The organism is Methanosarcina sp. (assembly GCF_049706645.1).
In the GTDB taxonomy this organism is placed as follows: Archaea; Halobacteriota; Methanosarcinia; order Methanosarcinales; family Methanosarcinaceae; genus Methanosarcina.
This window is the reverse complement of sequence record NZ_JBNAKP010000043.1, coordinates 37736-55185: the sequence shown is the minus strand read 5'-3', so window position 1 is coordinate 55185 and position 17450 is coordinate 37736. Positions and strand designations below refer to the sequence as shown.

General features: G+C 46.6%; 12 protein-coding genes. 7 read left to right on the top strand and 5 right to left on the bottom strand.

Annotated features, from left to right (window positions below; all coding sequences use genetic code 11):
- Positions 1 to 4: 4 nt before the first annotated feature.
- From ACPK8D_RS14145 to ACPK8D_RS14115, 7 genes are all read left to right on the top strand, one after another.
- Positions 5 to 1765, top strand: coding sequence for a DUF4157 domain-containing protein (locus tag ACPK8D_RS14145; RefSeq protein ID WP_424718498.1), 1761 nt, complete (start codon positions 5 to 7; stop codon positions 1763 to 1765).
- Positions 1766 to 1927: 162 nt separating this feature from the next.
- The gene (locus ACPK8D_RS14140; protein ID WP_424718497.1) at positions 1928 to 3610 is read left to right on the top strand and encodes an eCIS core domain-containing protein; all 1683 of its coding nucleotides are present in this window, start codon (positions 1928 to 1930) and stop codon (positions 3608 to 3610) included.
- A gap of 296 nt (positions 3611 to 3906) precedes the next feature.
- Entirely contained in the window at positions 3907 to 5691 is a 1785-nt protein-coding gene (locus tag ACPK8D_RS14135; protein ID WP_424718496.1) for an eCIS core domain-containing protein, read from the top strand.
- A 235-nt stretch (positions 5692 to 5926) separates the two neighbouring features.
- Complete coding sequence (locus tag ACPK8D_RS14130; RefSeq protein WP_424718495.1) at positions 5927 to 8083, top strand: DUF4157 domain-containing protein; 2157 nt, start codon at positions 5927 to 5929, stop codon at positions 8081 to 8083.
- A gap of 257 nt (positions 8084 to 8340) precedes the next feature.
- Positions 8341 to 10209 (top strand): eCIS core domain-containing protein, encoded by a 1869-nt coding sequence (locus ACPK8D_RS14125; protein WP_424718494.1) that lies wholly within the window; start codon positions 8341 to 8343, stop codon positions 10207 to 10209.
- A gap of 516 nt (positions 10210 to 10725) precedes the next feature.
- The gene (locus tag ACPK8D_RS14120) at positions 10726 to 12087 is read left to right on the top strand and encodes a DUF4157 domain-containing protein (protein WP_424718493.1); all 1362 of its coding nucleotides are present in this window, start codon (positions 10726 to 10728) and stop codon (positions 12085 to 12087) included.
- Positions 12088 to 12284: 197 nt separating this feature from the next.
- Entirely contained in the window at positions 12285 to 12749 is a 465-nt protein-coding gene (locus tag ACPK8D_RS14115) for a YybH family protein (protein WP_424718492.1), read from the top strand.
- A 153-nt stretch (positions 12750 to 12902) separates the two neighbouring features.
- Here ACPK8D_RS14115 and ACPK8D_RS14110 read toward each other — a convergent pair whose 3' ends face one another.
- The 5 genes from ACPK8D_RS14110 to ACPK8D_RS14090 all read right to left on the bottom strand — a co-directional run bounded on the left by ACPK8D_RS14110 (position 12903) and on the right by ACPK8D_RS14090 (position 17435).
- Complete coding sequence (locus tag ACPK8D_RS14110) at positions 12903 to 13085, bottom strand: protease inhibitor I42 family protein (protein WP_424718491.1); 183 nt, start codon at positions 13083 to 13085, stop codon at positions 12903 to 12905.
- A gap of 82 nt (positions 13086 to 13167) precedes the next feature.
- Positions 13168 to 14418, bottom strand: a complete 1251-nt coding sequence (locus ACPK8D_RS14105; RefSeq protein ID WP_424718490.1) for a M28 family metallopeptidase — start codon at positions 14416 to 14418, stop codon at positions 13168 to 13170.
- Between the two features lie 19 nt (positions 14419 to 14437).
- The gene (locus ACPK8D_RS14100) at positions 14438 to 14764 is read right to left on the bottom strand and encodes a hypothetical protein (protein WP_424718489.1); all 327 of its coding nucleotides are present in this window, start codon (positions 14762 to 14764) and stop codon (positions 14438 to 14440) included.
- Between the two features lie 200 nt (positions 14765 to 14964).
- Entirely contained in the window at positions 14965 to 15972 is a 1008-nt protein-coding gene (locus tag ACPK8D_RS14095) for a zinc metalloprotease (protein WP_424718488.1), read from the bottom strand.
- A gap of 1145 nt (positions 15973 to 17117) precedes the next feature.
- Positions 17118 to 17435 (bottom strand): protealysin inhibitor emfourin, encoded by a 318-nt coding sequence (locus tag ACPK8D_RS14090; protein WP_424718486.1) that lies wholly within the window; start codon positions 17433 to 17435, stop codon positions 17118 to 17120.
- Positions 17436 to 17450: the final 15 nt, after the last annotated feature.

Genomic DNA, 17450 nt, shown 5'->3' with positions numbered 1-17450 from the left:
GTATATGGCTGAGAAAACTGGAGTTCATGCCAGAGTGCAGGAATCAAAGCCGAAATGTTCGAATTTTTGCAAACAAAAATCCGGCTATAATTCTTCAGGGTCTTCTGCTGACAGAATATTACAGCTTCAAAGGACTGCGGGCAATCAGGCAGTTCAGAGACTCATCAAATCAAGAGCTTTGCAGGCAAAACTTACTGTTGGCCAGCCCGGGGATATATATGAGCAGGAAGCCGACCGGGTAGCTGAACAGGTACTGGCCACGCCGACGCATCAGGTCGTTAGTAACACATCAACACGCATTCAATGCTTTCCAGAACAGTCGACTGGGCAGACGGGGGCGACGCCCGCGAGTGTTAACCAGGCACTTTCCAGCCAGGGCAGGCCGCTGGAGCCGGCTTTACGGCAGGATATGGAGCAACGCTTCGGCTACAACTTTTCAGAAGTGCGGGTGCATACCGGCGAAATTGCTGAAAAATCGGCCCGGGAGGTGAGCGCCAATGCCTACACTATGGGCAACAAAATTGTGTTCGGTGCAGGCCGATTCGCGCCAGAAACGCAGACTGGAGTCCGGTTGCTTGCCCACGAGCTGGTACATGTAGTTCAGCAGTCAGGAGCAGATTCAATGCGTGCCGGCCAGAGCGATAATGAACGCGGCTTGCCTCTTCTTGCCTCTTTGATTCCGCAGAGGCAAAACGTGCCGTCGCCGATTGGTGCCTCCATCGGCCAGGTGTCCGATCGATTGATTCAGCGCGACCAGGACCCCAAGAAACCGGAAAAAGGCATTGAAAAGGCTGCTGAGAAAGCCGAAAGCAAGGCGCTCGAGGAGTCAAAGAGCACTGCCCTGTCGGAGCTGAAGGAGATCGAGTTAAACTGGAAGGAGCTTCGGGACCCTGCGGCAGGCTTCGGCGATGTTACGGACTGGCTCGTCAAGGGCGACATGGTGATTGGCCTCCTCCGGAAGCATACGGAACTCGCGCTTGATGCTATCGACAAGGGCGACTTTGCTCTGTCGAAGTTCATGACGTCTATAGTGGAATCCGATATGGTGATGTACCGGTTTATCGCCTGGCACTTGGCAGTCTATGTTAACTTGCTTTCACTGGAACCAGATCTGAAGGATCTTATCCGTGCCTTTGACGCCGACGACCGCGCATTCACCGGGCGCGCCAAGGCGGAGGAGATAGTGAGGCTGCTTATACAGCTTGCAGGCAGGTATCGCAAGCAAGCTCCGAAGTGGCTTGAACTCGTTAAAATCCTGCCTGCCGAGGTAGAAAGGACAAGCGGCCACAAGATCAGTCTGACAGTAACAATCGCTGCACACCAGGATAAATCCGTTAGAGATCTCTTTGCTAATGAGACCGGGAAGTTCATCCAGGATCAGGCTGAGCTCGAGACCCTCGTTGGTGCGACAAACCAGTTTCTCGACACCGCTTTTGAAGAGGGACTCGTTCAGGCGGCAGAAGCCATTGTTGAGTTCTACTCTGTTAGAGGTGGCAAGCGCGGAGGGCCCAAGGCCAGCAGGAAGAAGAAAGAAAAAAAGAAGGAGAAAAAGAAGAAAAAATACCAGTGTACCGCCAAGTGCCAACAGCAGTGTCCGGGTGGGGTGGAAGGCACTGTTCCCGGCATATCTAACAAGAATTGCTCAGAGGCGACGCAAAGGGCAAAGAGCGCAATCCGTAAAGGCTGTTATCCTCGCCATTGCAATTGCAAAGATACTGAAGGCTTCATAGGCACGGGCACGCAATGTGAGAATCACACCCGGTGACCGCCATAGCTATTTCTTCAGATATCAAGAGACTTGACGCACATTTCGGTATAAAAAATCTATTTATTTTAAATATTTGACTTTGAGTAGTTCGTAGACCTGAATCTTTAGCTTGTCATATTTAATATATAAATTATCAAATACTAAACTGGAGACGGATACATGGCTGAAAAAGCTAAAGTTCGTGCCATAAAACAGGAACCAAAGCAGAAATGCTCGAATTCTTGCAAACAAGATACTAGCTACAGTTCTTCAGGAGCTCCTGCTAGCAGAATACTGCAGCTTCAAAGGACTGCGGGCAATCAGGCAGTTCAGAGACTGATAAAATCAAAAGCTTTGCAGGCTAAACTTACTATTGGCCAGCCAGGGGATATCTACGAACAGGAAGCTGATCAGGTGGCCGAACAGGTAATGAGAATGCCGACATCACCTTCTGCGGCAATGGGCCAGGCCACTATCCAGCGGCAAACCCTGAAAAGAGACGAAGTGACGCAGATTAAGCCACTGGCGTCTACCATTACTCCACTCGTGCAGAGGGCTCCCTCAAACTCGATGAAGAGTTTCGAGCCAGGGACTAATTTTGAATCAAAACTGAACATAAGCAGTGGGGGCATCCCTTTGCCTGCAAGCACACGCGCTTTCATGGAACCGCGTTTTGGGGCCGACTTCAATGGGGTGCGGCTGCACATGGACAGCCAGGCAGAACAGTTAAATCGCTCCATCAGTGCGCAGGCGTTCACTCTGGGGCAGGATATTTTCCTGGGTGGGAGCTGGAACGATCTCGAATCGAACACTGGAAAAAAGTTACTGGCACACGAGTTGACGCATACAATTCAGCAAAGTTCTGGGCAGGTTACCGGTCTACAGCGAACCATCGGTGAGGGGCATGATCTTAAATCATCGAGGTTTGCGGGCGATCCTATCCTGGAGGCATGCTACGATGATAAGGCCCGTCTAACCAGAGGATCTCAAGGCCGTTCGGTAGCGAAGATCCAGCAAGCGCTTATGGATCTTGGGTATGATCTTGGGCCGAAAGGTGCTGATGGCAATTACGGACTAATGACATGGAACGCCGTAAAACAATTCAAAACAGATCAACACCTTGGTTGGGAGCATGTGGGTGATGTCGGGCCTGGCACTATGGGCCGTCTGGATGAGCTTTTCCCATCGGGTCTGGATATCCCAGAAGAAGAGGACGAAGCTGCTGATGGTGATACAGAGGTTTTAGGCCTGGCTGAGGTTCCAGAAGAAGTGTCAGATACTCCAGAGATCTTAGATACGTTAACGGAAACTGTTCCTTTAGGAATTCAGATGTTTAAGATCCAAATGAAAGAAACTAGTAAGAAAAAGCCTAAAACTAGTAAGAAAAAGTCTGCTGCCAGTGCAGAGAAAACTATTACGCTGATTGAGGTTGACCAAGAGAAACAGAGAATGAAGATTACTTTTAGTGATGGTAACTCTGTTAGCCGTGCCGTATCCACTGGCAGAGGGCTGCCAAATACGAAGGATGACCCCTGTAAGACGCAGACCGAGAAGAATTGTACCCCGAACGGCACATTTAAGATAACTTCCAAGGGCGATGCCAAAACGGAAAATTCAGAAGGTGATGCCATGGCCTGGTATGTAGGTTTTGTGGATACAAGAGGTATCGGTATACACGACTCTCAACCAGTTCCAGGCGTTCCTCATTCACATGGTTGTGTCAGGGTTGGGGATTCACCCGAGGCTATGAAATTCGCAGAGATGATCAATAAGCGTTCCGTTTTAAACAAGACTATGGTAATCGTCAGGGGAAAGGCACCAACTCACCCCTGGAAGAAAAAGTTAGCTAAGAAGAAACCATAATAATATTGTCGGTGCATAATGTTATTCGAGCACCTTAACGCAGAGAGTCTGCACAATCAGTAAATGTGCAGGCTTATACTGTCAGACAAAATTGTCTCCGGAAAACCTCAGGACTCTCTACTTGAGGGCCTTCCGGCAGATATACAGTACAAATTCTTATTTTGACAAATAATTCTTTTAATTTTGATCATTTTTTGAGGCAAACTTTTTCTTTTCGATTTGATTCGTTTCCCAATCTAAGTCTTAACTGAAATATTTAATATATAAATTACTAACTATAAATTCTGGACGGGTATATGGCTGAGAAAACTGGAGTTCACTCCAGAACACAGGAACTAAAGCCGAAATGTTCGTATCTTTGCAAACAAAAACCTGGTTATAATTCTTCAGGATCTCCTGCTGACAGAGTGTTGCAACTTCAAAGAACTGCGGGCAATCAGGCAGTCCAGAGACTGATCAAATCAGGAACTTTGCAGGCTAAACTGAGAGTAGGTCAGCCTGATGACGTTTATGAGCAGGAGGCGGAACGGGTGGCTGAGCAGGTTATGCGGATGCCTGATGTTCCTTTGCATACCGGAGGTGCCCGAATCCAGCGAAAATGCTCCAGGTGTGAGAACGACAAAAGAGATGAGAAGTTACAGGCAAAAAAAACATCAGGTGAAATCTCTGAAGCCTTCTCGAATATAAGGGCAGATGTTAGCACAATAAGGGGCGGAGGTCAGCCTCTTCCTGAATCGGTACGTGCTTTCTTTGAACCTCGGTTCGGCCATGATTTCAGTCAGGTGCGGGTGCACACGGATTCGAAGGCTGCGAAATCAGCGGGGATGATAAATGCGCAGGCTTATACGATAGGGAGAGACGTGGTGTTCGGGGCAGGACAATACCTTCCGGAAACTAGCAAAGGAAATAGGTTGCTGGCTCATGAATTGACACACGTGGTGCAGCAAACAGGCAGCTCAATTGGATTGGACCATACTCCGGATTACCCTGAAATGTTTCACCCTGAGCGACCTTTTTCGGGAAGTAAAAGCGTTGAGACTGTGAGCACTGGTAGAACAAAATCTTTGATTCTCCAGTACCAGCTTGAAGAGCCACCTGGACCGCCAGATTTGCCCGAATTCCCAGAGTGCAAAATAGATCCGTTCAAAATAATAATGTTGCTCTTAGGGAGGGGAGATAAACAAACAGCGCAACAAGTTATAGACTGCTGCAATCTCGTAGAAGATATTGATTTATGTACAAGTGATATCATAGAGGCTGCGCAAAGATTACTGGAAAAACCTGAACTTAAATGCCCTGCTCCATTTAAACCAGGCTCAGGAGAAAATAGAGGTCTCTGTTGTGAGAACGAAAAGCGAGATAAAGATCATTGCTGCAATAACGATAGAATAAATCTTGAATCGAATAAATGCTGTCCTGAAGGGACATTCCCTTCTGGAAGGATATGTAAGCCTCCTTCTCCACCTTCTCCAATATCTCTTTGTCCAGAGTGGCAAAAGACAAAAGGTGGAATTTGCTGTAAGCCACCACTGGTTCCTCAGGAATATAGATGCATTTCGTCACCTCAGCCCTGCCTACCACAGCAGATGACAAGAGATGGAAAGTGCTGTAAACTGCCGCTGGTTCCGCAGGGATTCCAATGCATTCTGCCAGCAAAACCTTTGCCTCCATTGCCACATTCTGAAGAGATTTTCTTCAACTTTGATATGCCAAAAAGAGGGGCAAGCGGCGCATCGGCTTTTAGCAGTAGTATTACCTCCGAAGGAAGAAGTAACTTCCGGAAGCTTATCAAACAAATTAAAGCTAATCCGAACCTCCTGGTGCAGTTTATGGGGATGGCTTCGCCAGAAGGAAATATAGAGTATAATCTAAAACTTGGTGAGAGACGGGCGAATCTGGTTGCTGAAGCGGTAATCCGCGAAGGCATTCCGGAATCGCGCATAGCTGATCCACCTGCTGATTTGAGACCCGAATGCCAGACCGTGCGTCTAGGGATTGTCACATGTGGCAAGGCTGGAGGTACAGGTCCACGGGACCGCCGGGTTTTAGCACGACTCTTCGTGCCTAACCTGACTCAATGAAAAAAAGAGTCACTGATTTATTAAATTCAAAAACCATGTCAAGATTCAGGAAATAAAAACTATTGAGGGCAGGTTTATCGGTAGGAAATTAACACTTTTTCAATTTATAAGCAGGCATTCCTGAAATGTGAAACCTTTCGTATCTTTTGGTATGATTTCCAATATTTTTTAAAGCTCTTAATCTTTAACTTACATTTTAATCTCTAAATATACTATATTAAATGGGGACGGGTATATGGCTGAGAAATCTGGAGTTCACTCCAGAACACAGGAACTAAAGCCGAAATGTTCGCATCTTTGCAAACAAAAACCTGGTTATAATTCTTCAGGATCTTCTGCTGACAGGGTACTAGAACTTCAAAAAGCGGCAGGCAATCAGGCAGTTCAGAGATTGATCAAATCAGGAACTTTGCAGGCAAAACTTACGATTGGCCAGCCTGGGGATATATGTGAGCTGGAAGCTGACCGGGTGGCGGAACAGGTAGTAGCACCTCAGTTCCAGCGCAAGTGCCGACCATATCCCGAAGAAAAAGAGCTTGTCCGATGCAAAACCGCACCCGGTACAGAGGGCTTATCAGTCCAGGACAGTTTTATCCGTGACCCCGGACAGGGGCAGCCTCTTGACCCTGCTGCACGTGCATTTTTTGAGCCGCGCTTCGGACATGATTTCAGTCAGGTACGGGTGCATACTGGCCCTAAGGCTGCAGAATTAGCTGGCGCGGTAAACGCACTGGCATATACGGCTGGGAAGAATGTAGTATTCGGCATCGGGCAGTACCAGCCGAATACTGGCTTGGGAAGGAAGCTGCTTGCTCACGAACTGAGCCATACAATTCAGCAGGGGGCAGCACCGCGCCAGGAACTTGAGCCCGATTCTATCCGCAAGGACCTTGTCCGGACTCGCTCAAGAGGGGCGCACATTATCGCCAGAAAGAATGATCCGAAAGCCAAACGTGACGATATGCAGCTCAAAAGCACACTGAACCCTTCAGGCAAGGCACATCTCTATGCGAATCAGGTTGCATCAATTTACTTTACAACCAAAAACTATGTGCCTGATCAGGATGACCACAAAGTGCTCAGGCTTCTGGCCCAGGAATATTTTTACACCGCCCAGAGAAAAGGAGGGCTTAAAGGAAAGGTCATCGGGCACGCCGACATCGAATTCTCCTTGAACCCGGACAATCAGGAACTATCTTTTCAGCGCGCCAGGTGGACGGCTGCAATTTTCAAGCATCATCTGGTTGAAGCAGCCGCAGGCACAGCAAGAGTTTCGCAGGCTGATCTCCAGTTTGATATCGAGGGAAATGGGACTGGTTTCTGCCTGGGCGATCCGGATTGCGCAGGGAAAGTCCGGCCTGAAGCCCTGGCACGGTATCGTCGGGCCGATGTGCTCATCTTTACCGAAAAAATATCTGCCCCTGAGATTTCTTCCTGCCCGCCGGGTTCCGGAGCCGCCGTAAAAACCCTGGGCGAATACATAGAATTGATACGTTGTGCCGAAGTTAAAACCGGGTATACACCACGGCAGATGCTGGCAATGCTCAGACAGATGTATTACGGTAAGGATTGGAGTGCAACCTCTCAGGACCCGAACTGGAAATTCGTAATTCCATGCAGTCCTGATCTGGGCAATCCGAAAGGTAAGCTGGGAGAGAAACTTTTTGAGGCATTGTATAACAGCGACACGGTTGAAGGAACTGATCTCGGCCATGTTTTCACCGGATTGGAAGCAATGACATGCCCTTCATCGTCAGTGACCTTATCCAGAACAAAGACTTTTGCAGGTATGAGCATCGGAATCAGCCTTCGTGTTGATCTCAGTAACGAATCGTTTGCTACCTGGGGCGGAGACCTTGGCGCGGTGGCTGGCGCAATGACCGCCTGCTGGATGATGACCAATGAGGAGCGTGCGAAGAAATCGAAGGACTGTCACCAGGGGAATTCCCCAAAAGGCCTGATTTATTACTTTACAGAACTGCACGCACCCTCTCATGACCTTGAAGGGGATCTCGCCCCGTTTGTCATGCGTGCTGCGGAAGGAAAGGCATGCGGAGGTTCACTGGAGACACAGTTCACTCCCCAGGCTCCAATCTCCAGTATTTTTAAGAATTTCTTTTACAATATAGGCCCTGCCGGACGTACGGGCAAAGCTCGTTACCAATGCTTTGCGGTGGCTATCGGTGCGGATGTCGTAAATGGCAAAATAACCAACAGGGCATCACTGCTCAGTAAATATGAAGAAAAAGTGCTTTCCTTTGCATGGGCATACTATGTCAACCTCAAGCATGAAATCCCGCGGTCTGATCCGATTGTCCCAATGCTGCTACGTCATTCTCAGGGAGCCCTGAACCTGTTTTTCGACTGGCTCCAGGCGAGAATGCAGGAGTAAAATTCATAAGCCAAAAATATATACTGCCTGAACGCCATTTGAGCCAGGGTAAAAGGGATCTTTAACCATATATGCCAGGAGTGAAGAACCGATGTGGAAAGTAATTCACTGGAATTGCGAAAACTGCAAATGAAAATACTTGATTTTGGTTAAGATAAAATTTTTTTCTTTTCTATTTGATTTTGTTTTTTTATAGCTTTCAGTCTTTAGTCAGCATATTTAATATATAAATTACTAATTATAAATTGGGGATGGGTATGGCTGAAAAATCCGGAATTAGTGTCCGAACACAGGAACCAAAACAAAAGAGTTCGAATTTTTTCAAACAAAAGCCCAGCTATAATTCTTCAGGGTCTCCTGCTGAAAGCGTGCTGGAGTTTCAAAGAACAGCAGGTAATCAAGCTGTTCAGAGACTGATAAAGTCAGGAGCCTTGCAGGCTAAACTCAAAATAGGCAAACCCAACGACATATACGAACAGGAAGCTGATAGGGTGGCTGAGCAGGTCATGAGGAAATCGGATCCTGTTATCCAGCGCAAGTGTGCAAATTGCGCTGAGGACAAAAAAAAGATTTTACAGTCAAGAGAGTCTTCTGGACAGTTACTGGGGACCCAGAGCCAGGATATACCTTCTATCGTGCATGAAGTGCTGCATTCTCCCGGCCAGCCGCTTAACGCTGCCACGCGTACTTATATGGAACCGCGCTTTGGACACGATTTCAGCAGAGTGCGCGTGCATACCGACACTCATGCAGCGGAGTCGGCTCATAAAATAAACGCGCTGGCTTATACGGTTGGACAGAACATAGTTTTTGCAGCGGAGCAGTATTCCCCAGGAACCGAGAGGGGTGATAAATTGCTAGCTCATGAATTAACACACACTGTGCAACAAATGCCAAACCCTTCTGTTTGGCGGCGTCGTCTTTCTGCTTGTGATGACGAAAAAGAAGACGAATTCCTCGAGAAAGAAGGTGCGAGTTCTACACAAATGTTGAGGCGAACCCCTGCAATCGGTGGAACCCCGGTGACTACGGTTATGGAAAGCTACCTGGGCCTTGCCCTCCAGAGAGCGCCAGATGATGAAATTCTGGAAGAGACAGCTGGCAAGATCACCGAACGAAGCGCAGAGAAGGCCTGGTCTGAAACTTCACCAGGGATTACCAAGCAAGAACAGCCTCGGGAGAGCTTCCTTCTGATGAACTTCGCTATCAGCAAGGACGAGTTAAAGAAGGAGCATCAAGAATTTCTCAGGGACACGATTTACTTTAGAACTTTGACCAGTGACCCGATGGCGAAGATAGTAATCATCGGCCATGCTGATTCGACCGGCTCGAAGAGCTTTAATAACCGGCTTGCCAGGAGTAGGGCCCAGGAGACGGAGAAGGCATTCAGGCAGATGGGCAGGCACAACCTACGCATAGAAACTGTGACGGGTAAAGGAGCTAACGAACCTATCGCTCAGAATGACAGTGTCTTTGGCCGCGCCGAAAATCGCCGGGTTGAGATTCTCGTGAAGCCATGGAAGCCCGAAAAGCCTGTTCCCGAACTCCTGACCGAGCTGCAGAAAGGCATGAAGCCTTTTGTGGTTAAGGTGGATAATTTCACTGCGTGCCCGTTTCAAGACACCGTAAAGAGCATCGCGGAGGAGGCTTTTAAGTCTATCCCCACCGTCCGCTTTGATTGGGAAGGCAAGTCTACCACCCCCGAAGCTTTCATTTCCTTCGACGATACAACAACCTTTTCAAAGGCTCTGGGTCTTACCGGCGATATTTTCCTGAACAGTTTTAGAAAAAACAAAATTTGCAAGATCCCCGGAGATGACAAAACCTGTGAAAAGGTCTTTCCGGAAACGGCGAACTTTATGGGTCATGCCATCGCCAATACGGTCGTCCATGAAACGGGACACGCTCTTGCCCTGGATCATGTGCCCGCCACAGACAATTTTATGTGGACCCCTGAGCTACACCCACTACACGCCAAGGCTAACAAGACTTTTGATGAAAAGGTTCTCCTACAGCGCACGCTCCAGTTGGTGTCCGGGACGTTCAACGCTTCGCAATTTGTCCACATGGTTAACCGAATCAAAGAGAAACGCAAGACAAAACCAGGAGTTGTTGAGTTTGAGTGAGACCGCGTGCAAGCAATAGGAAGGGCCGCCTGTGAAGTATCCCGGAGAACCCATAGATCGGCGCCTAGGAAGTGACAGTCTTTGGCAAGCAGCTTCAGTGCGTCGGAAGAGGCAGGAAACAGCACTTCATAGCCGACTTTCTAATGGAACAGATAAAGGGACACAGTACCTCCGGCACGGTGAAGATGATCAGGAAGTGCGGGAAGGGAATTTAAGATTTCGTTGTTCATCGAGCCATTGAAGTTAGCATTCGGCTCTGAATGAGTTGGCCGACTTCAGGGTCAAACCGCCAAGCTGGGACTTTAAAGGATTGTTCGAATTGAATCTGCTACCTGTAAATCCCTGAGCTCTCAAACAAATGCGCCGATAATTCGCCTGCAGTAAACCAATTTGTTTAAAGGTTGTCGTGATGTTGCCTGATCACCCGATTACATCTGGGCACTCCATGATTCATAATTTTTCTCTTTATCTAACATATTTAATATATAAATTACCAACTATAAATTGGAGATGGGTATGGCTGAAAAATCCGGAATTAGTGTCCGAACACAGGAACCAAAGCGAAAGAGTTCGAATTTTTTCAAACAAAAGCCCAGCTATAATTCTTCAGGGTCTCCTGCTGAAAGCGTGCTGGAGTTTCAAAGAACAGCAGGCAACCAAGCTGTTCAAAGACTGATAAAGTCAGGAACCTTGCAGGCTAAACTCAAAATAGGCAAACCCAACGACATATACGAACAGGAAGCTGAGAAGGTAGCGGATTCGGTTATGCGGGCTTCTGAATCTTCGATGGTATCAGCAGGGGAGTTTCAGGTCCAGAGGAAGTGCTCAGGTTGTGAAGAAGAATTGAAAAGGCAACTTGAGGAAGAGCCTGTTCAGGCTAAGAAGATTACAGGCCGGAATCCTGAAGTAAATACGTTTATCGAGTCACCGATTAAAGGCTTGAAAGGAAATGGTCAACCTCTTTCTAAGGAAACAAGGGAATTTTTTGAGCCACTTTTTGGGCATGACTTTAGCCAGGTGAGGGTGCATACTGATGCAGATGCTGCGGAATCGGCGCAGAAGGTAAATGCAAAAGCCTTTACCCTTGGAAAGGATGTGGCTTTTGGCTCAGGCCAGTATACCCCGGAAACAGCTGAAGGAAAAAAGCTGATTTCACATGAATTAACACATGTGGTACAGCAGGGAAAAAGTTCCCGGTTGGGGGTACAACGGCGGGTTGGACCGAAAAATGCCTGCCGCAGTATCCACAAAAGACCCATGCCGGCAATAAATACTGATAAGATACCTGTTTCATCGCTTTATTCTTCCTCTGAAGTTATACAAAGAGCCATGATATGTTCCAAACGCCTCGAAGCTCCAGTAATTGGCTGGTTTGCGAACCATGCATATATCGACGACACCGGAGGTAATGACTGCCTGGGAGCCGGTGTATCAGGGAACTATGCAATAACTAATCTAATAAGAGGCAATTTTTTGAAGGGCTGTGCAACCAAGACGGACCATTCTGCTGATCCGCGCGGGCGCAAACCAAATAAAAAACCCTGTGAACCAAAACCTGGTGTAACAGATGTTTCCCAATGTTTGAGGAACGCTTTTAACAGTTATATCGATCCCAGCCTTTACAAAAATCCTTCAGGACCTAATAGCAACACTTTTGCCGGAACCCTTGCCCGTGCCTGCTGCAAAGATGCAAGTTCAAAAGGCCTTGGATGGGTGCCTGGCTGGAACCATGCACCTGCAACTCCCTGTCCTCCACGGACAACATCTCCGGCTCCAGTGCTTACAGCTACGGGGCTGAGTACAGGAGGAGGTTTCAGGGGTTTAATGGAAAGAGATCGGCAGAGAGTAAGGAAAATGCTTGAAGGTGACAGGGAGTAGACGACAACAGAAATAGTCGAAAAAAATAGCTGAACAAAATTGTTGAACCGTGTAATAATTGATGAATTACAAAAAGGTTCAAACTTGCCGATTTCCCTGGAAATCAAAATGATTAAACCATTTTCATCAGGACGGGATAGGTAATCAGCAGCTGGATATGAAAGCTTTTCACCTCATATACTAAGGATGAATCGGTTATGACAACAGAAGATGTGCGCAATATAATTGAAGATCTCAGCAGGCAATTTGAGGCTGCAATACAAACGCAAGATATAGTAAAAATCGTACAGTTATATACAGAAAAGCCGAAATTTATGCCGCGTGGCGGGGATATCCCGCAGTTCGGGCCCATTCCGGATGACCGCTGGTCCAGGGAATATATAAGTAGGTACTGGTACGATGTTTTCCAGGTCCCTGAATCTGGTTTTAAGTATGTTCAACGTGTATACGAGATCGAGGTGCTCGGTAATGTGGCATATGAGATTGGGACTTATTCTCTTGCAGCGGATACTGGAGTAGGGGACGATCTTGAGAAGGGAGTATACTTCATTTTCTGGAAGAAAGAGGGCGATCAATGGAAGATTGCAGTACATATTTTGAACACGGCAAGCAGTCCTAAATGGTTATTCGTACCTGAACTGTTAAAGAATATACAAATTTAAACCCCGAGAGTAACGAGATAGTTTAGTTTTAGCATTTTTTAATTCATGTAGGATATTTATTTAAAGAATTACACTTGAAATTGATAGAGGTTTACTTAGAAGCTTATCCCAAACTTGCTTCTTTAACTCGCGTGTTCTGGCGGTATGTTAAATTCAGTTCACCACAATAGTAACGTAAAACCGGTCTATTATCGAACTTTCTCCTTCCCAATCACGCCATTTTTTAATGCTAAGCCTGTGAGACCCAACTTCAGATACGCGAAACCGGAACACTCGCACTCCTCCTGCACCAATCGCATCTCCAGCTCTCTCGAAACTGTCACTTTCCATTTCCAATCCTCCGGCGGTCTTTATTTCCCGTCGGTATCAATCCCAGCGTTTTTCCTTATCCTTACAAAGAGATCAGTCACATCAGCATTTACAGATTATCAATCTCAAGCAATTTCGAGGCAACAGCTAGATTCATCCGGAGAATATCCAGTGCGAGTTCGTAGTTGATGTGATCAAGCGTGTCATTAGCAGTATGGACATTGTTATTCGAACTGTCGGTTCCTTCGATCGTGAGAACCGCAGGAATAAGCTCATCAATAAAGGGGACATGATCACTGTTGAATGGGTTCTCCGACACCTGAACTATCAGTGACGTATATGTAGCAGCTGCTTCAGCGAGCTCTCTCATCAGAGACCTGGAAACCGGAGCTCCTTCGAGCAGAACAGCCGGCAATTCGGTATTCAGGGTCGCAACCATATCCATGTTGATGACTGCAGCAATACGGGTTTTTTCACCCTCTGGTAACTCGCTGACGTACTGTGTGCTTCCGTGAAGCCCCTGCTCCTCTCCGCCGAAAAGGATAAACCGTAAGTCATGTTTTGCCGGATGTTCCGCAAGCACGCGTGCGATTTCCATAACCCCTGCAGCCCCGCTGGCATTGTCATCGGCACCCGGAGCGGGTGCATTCTTCCCGTCTCTTATGTTAATCGAATCCAGATGAGCGGTAATAAGCAGCAGTTTACGAGTTCCACTCTCACTTCCCGGGCGGTCTGCTACGACATTAAAGCTGCTATTACTTCCTACATTTATTTGGCGCTGTTCCGCCTGGTAACCAAAGCTCTGTAACTGATTGACAGCCCACGCCGCTGCGCTGGTAAATTGAGAACTTAAGGAGTGGCGTGTCTGGAAATCTACCAGTGAGCTCAGGTAAGAACCGTATGTAGCCTGTGATATAGCCTCAATATTCGCCTGCAGGCCGGGAAGGGCTAGCCTGGCTTCAGGTTTTACTATATCCATTATCACGCTGTCCACTGCCAGCGGGCGCACTGTCCACCATTCGTTTTTGCTTTCAGAAAGACGGCTTACTTCTTCGGGAAGTAAATCCGCCACCAGGTATCGGCCTTTTTCAACGACTATCCGAACTTCAGGATGTTCGTCCTGAAATGCCCTTCCGGTCTGGATAACAAGATAAAGCTGGCCTTCGAGCTCTCGACCTTCTGCCTGGTCCGGACTTATTCCAGCCTGTATGGCTTTACTGGCAAACCCGGTCCATTTTTCCGAAGCTGTCCATACTACAGTCTTATCCCCCAGACGGGCCCAGTGCGCCCCGGAGTTTCTTGCCAATTCCTCAGCACTGTGTTTTTCGCTTGAATCCGAGAGTACTATATATTTCCCCATAATTCCCCCAGTACACGGGTCAGGAAGATGCTGGCAATTCCCGTACCTTCAATATTTCTGAATTACACTGAAGGATCTCCAGGATTCGAGGTTCCCTTTCTTCCTCGAAGGATACATGCACATGCCCAGGTCCTTCCAACTTCCAGCGCCCATTAATTCCACGAAGGGTATCAGTTCGGCCAATTTCCCAATCGATGAATACTCCGGCTGGCCTGAACTCGATCCCGTCCCGGCCGCGAGCTAACGGAAACTCGTACTCAGCTGGCCTATATACTATTATTCCATTCGTATCTTCCTCAAAGGAATGCATCCATTTCCGGAAAATCTCGTCAGGTAACTCGGCCATAGTTTGTCCTTTATATACTCTTACCCGAACAGAACTCCTCATTTTCCCTGCTCACGGTTTATAAACAGGTACTGACTGGCTCAGTTTCTAACCATCATTCTTAATCCTTTTAATTGGCACAGAGAAAAATCGGTCACGAAGAACACATCAACGTGTTCTATCATTCAGGTGATATTCTTTTCATCCTGTCCACAGGCATTTCATCTTGGCATAGACATTTTACCTTCAGACGGTGGCTTTTCCATTTCTGCGCTTTCTGCAGCAGTGAGGAATGATGACCGTGGGCCTTCAAGGCATGCATTTATACGAATAGCCTGACCCTGTGTGAACATAACCATGCACCTGTCATCGACGTAATCCATGTAGTTCATGAACATATCGCCATTTGGTGTGTTATTGCAACTGGGATGCGGGAACCCCGGAGCACCATAGTTAGGCCCGCCCTGGTTGGGAGTGTCATCGACCTCGTCCGTGCCCGTACAGCCTCTACCGTCGTCGCCCCAGATATGATAAAGATTCAGCCAGTGGCCTATTTCGTGGGTTGCCGTCCGTCCCATGTCAAATGGCGGCCTGGCAGTTCCAGTGGTACCAAACCCCGTATGAGTGACAACAACTCCATCGGTTTCAGCGGGCCCGCCTGGGAACTGAGCGTACCCAAGTAAACCTCCACCGAGTTTACAAACCCAGATGTTCAGGTAACGGTCTGTCGGCCATGGGTTCTTGCCACCACCTAATTCGGATTTTACTTCATCATTGGTAGAAAAAGAGGTCAGGGAAGTCTGGGTGCGAGTTATTCCCGTAGTCGGATTTCCATCCGGGTCTTTTGTTGCAAGGAAAAACTCAATTCCCAGGTCTGCCGTAAGCTCACTCCAGATAGGAGGCACCTGCGAGATATCCGGATTAAATTTGCGGAAATCCTTATTGAGGACATCCATCTGGCTCTGGATCTGAGCATCAGAGATATTTTCCTCCTCTTTATTCCATACAACATGAACTACAACAGGAATTCGGATGGTTCCGACCCTGGAGACTGCCCGTAAGCCCAATTTATATGTAAGAGTCAGGTTTTCGATTCGATTGCGTTCCATTATATATGACTCGGACTCGGTGAGCAGCCTGCGGTGAACCTCCATTACCCCGCATTTACGCTTAGTTGGTACTTCTGAAGATTCTTCCCCTCTCTCCCAATTTTCAAACTTTTCCGCCATGCGTATACATCCCCACTAAGTTCTTTGTTCGGAACCCCGGATCTTACAGTCAGTGATAAGTTTCAATATTATCTCAGGTCAATATTATCTCAGGTTAAAGATCTATTTTGATACTCTTCAGGATCATCACATCCTGGTAAACCTGAGCATCGCAACTACATGAACCCCAAAATGCCTGTAACCCCAAAGTGCCAGAAGCTTACAATTTGCTTGCAGAATTAAACTTTAAAATTTAGCGGTCTGTCAAGTTTTTTCTGCGGAGGTAGAAATTTCCACATATAATAGAAGATCAAATTTGCTATCCAGGGCCATTTCTCTTAAGACTGCTTTTCGAGGCAAGGTTCAATAATCTTGCAAATTATAGAGAATTGTGCAAAGAACCTTAACTGACATACCACCTGAGATTAGCACACTACCCCAAATTTTGATCGTCTGTCACACCTGTTACAGACCAATATTACTGATTCCGGTATTCAATAAATAATGTTTAACTCTGGTAATTAGTTCCATCCTGACAGCTAGAAATAAATTAAACTTCCGAAGCTCTTATTAATTAAATAACAATGTAGATATTATATAATAATAATAGAACTTAAATTTCTCAATAATGATCAGGATAACTCAAAGTCCTTTCTTTTTGTTCAAATTCCCCACCCAATAGCGAAAACTAGCTATAACAATCTTAGATAAAAGTGATAAACGTTTTTATAAGGTTTCCAATGGTTTTATCTAATGCAGAGGATTTTTAACTGTAATAATAGAAAAGAAATATATAACAATGTAAAATTTGCGTATTTCCTCACCTGCTCTCCCCAGGTAAAATGGGCTGATTAATTTGATCCGATACAGGCTGGTTATTAGAGGTGAATGCAGCCAAAAAGTCAAAGAATCGCATCTACTTTCGTGATGAAAACAGGATTATCCAGCCAGTTCCCTCAGCGGGCCCAAAATATAAGAACTAAATGTAAGAACCTAATACAGGCTAAATAAGGATTTAATCCCGATTTAAAGTATGATTTTAACCCTGAATGAAAGTAAAAACTTATTCCATACTTCCCAGACTTCCATCTCTCATTCCTGTCAGACAATAGCTGTAAAAAATTGAAATAAGAGAGTTTAAACCATTATTAGTCTTTTCTAGGCTGTTAGTCTTTTCTAAGCTGTTCCCATGCAAGCTCCTGCAAAAGCTCTAATAATGATTTTAATTGATCCGGCACTGTGGCATCATTAAAAGTTAATGATTTTTTCTGACCGCCTTCATAAAGTGTAAGCTTGTAGATAAACGCATCAGGAGGGCCTGCCGTGCTGGGAGCGATTTCACTTTGCTGAAGTTCAAATACTCTGGAGCTTTCTATAAGCTTCAAGAGTTTACCTGCAACCTCTGGAGGAAGTTTATCAGTATCTCCACGATATGCTAAACTGATATTGGCGTATCCGCCTGAAGTTTCAAACTCAATGTGCATATAACCAGCGATTCC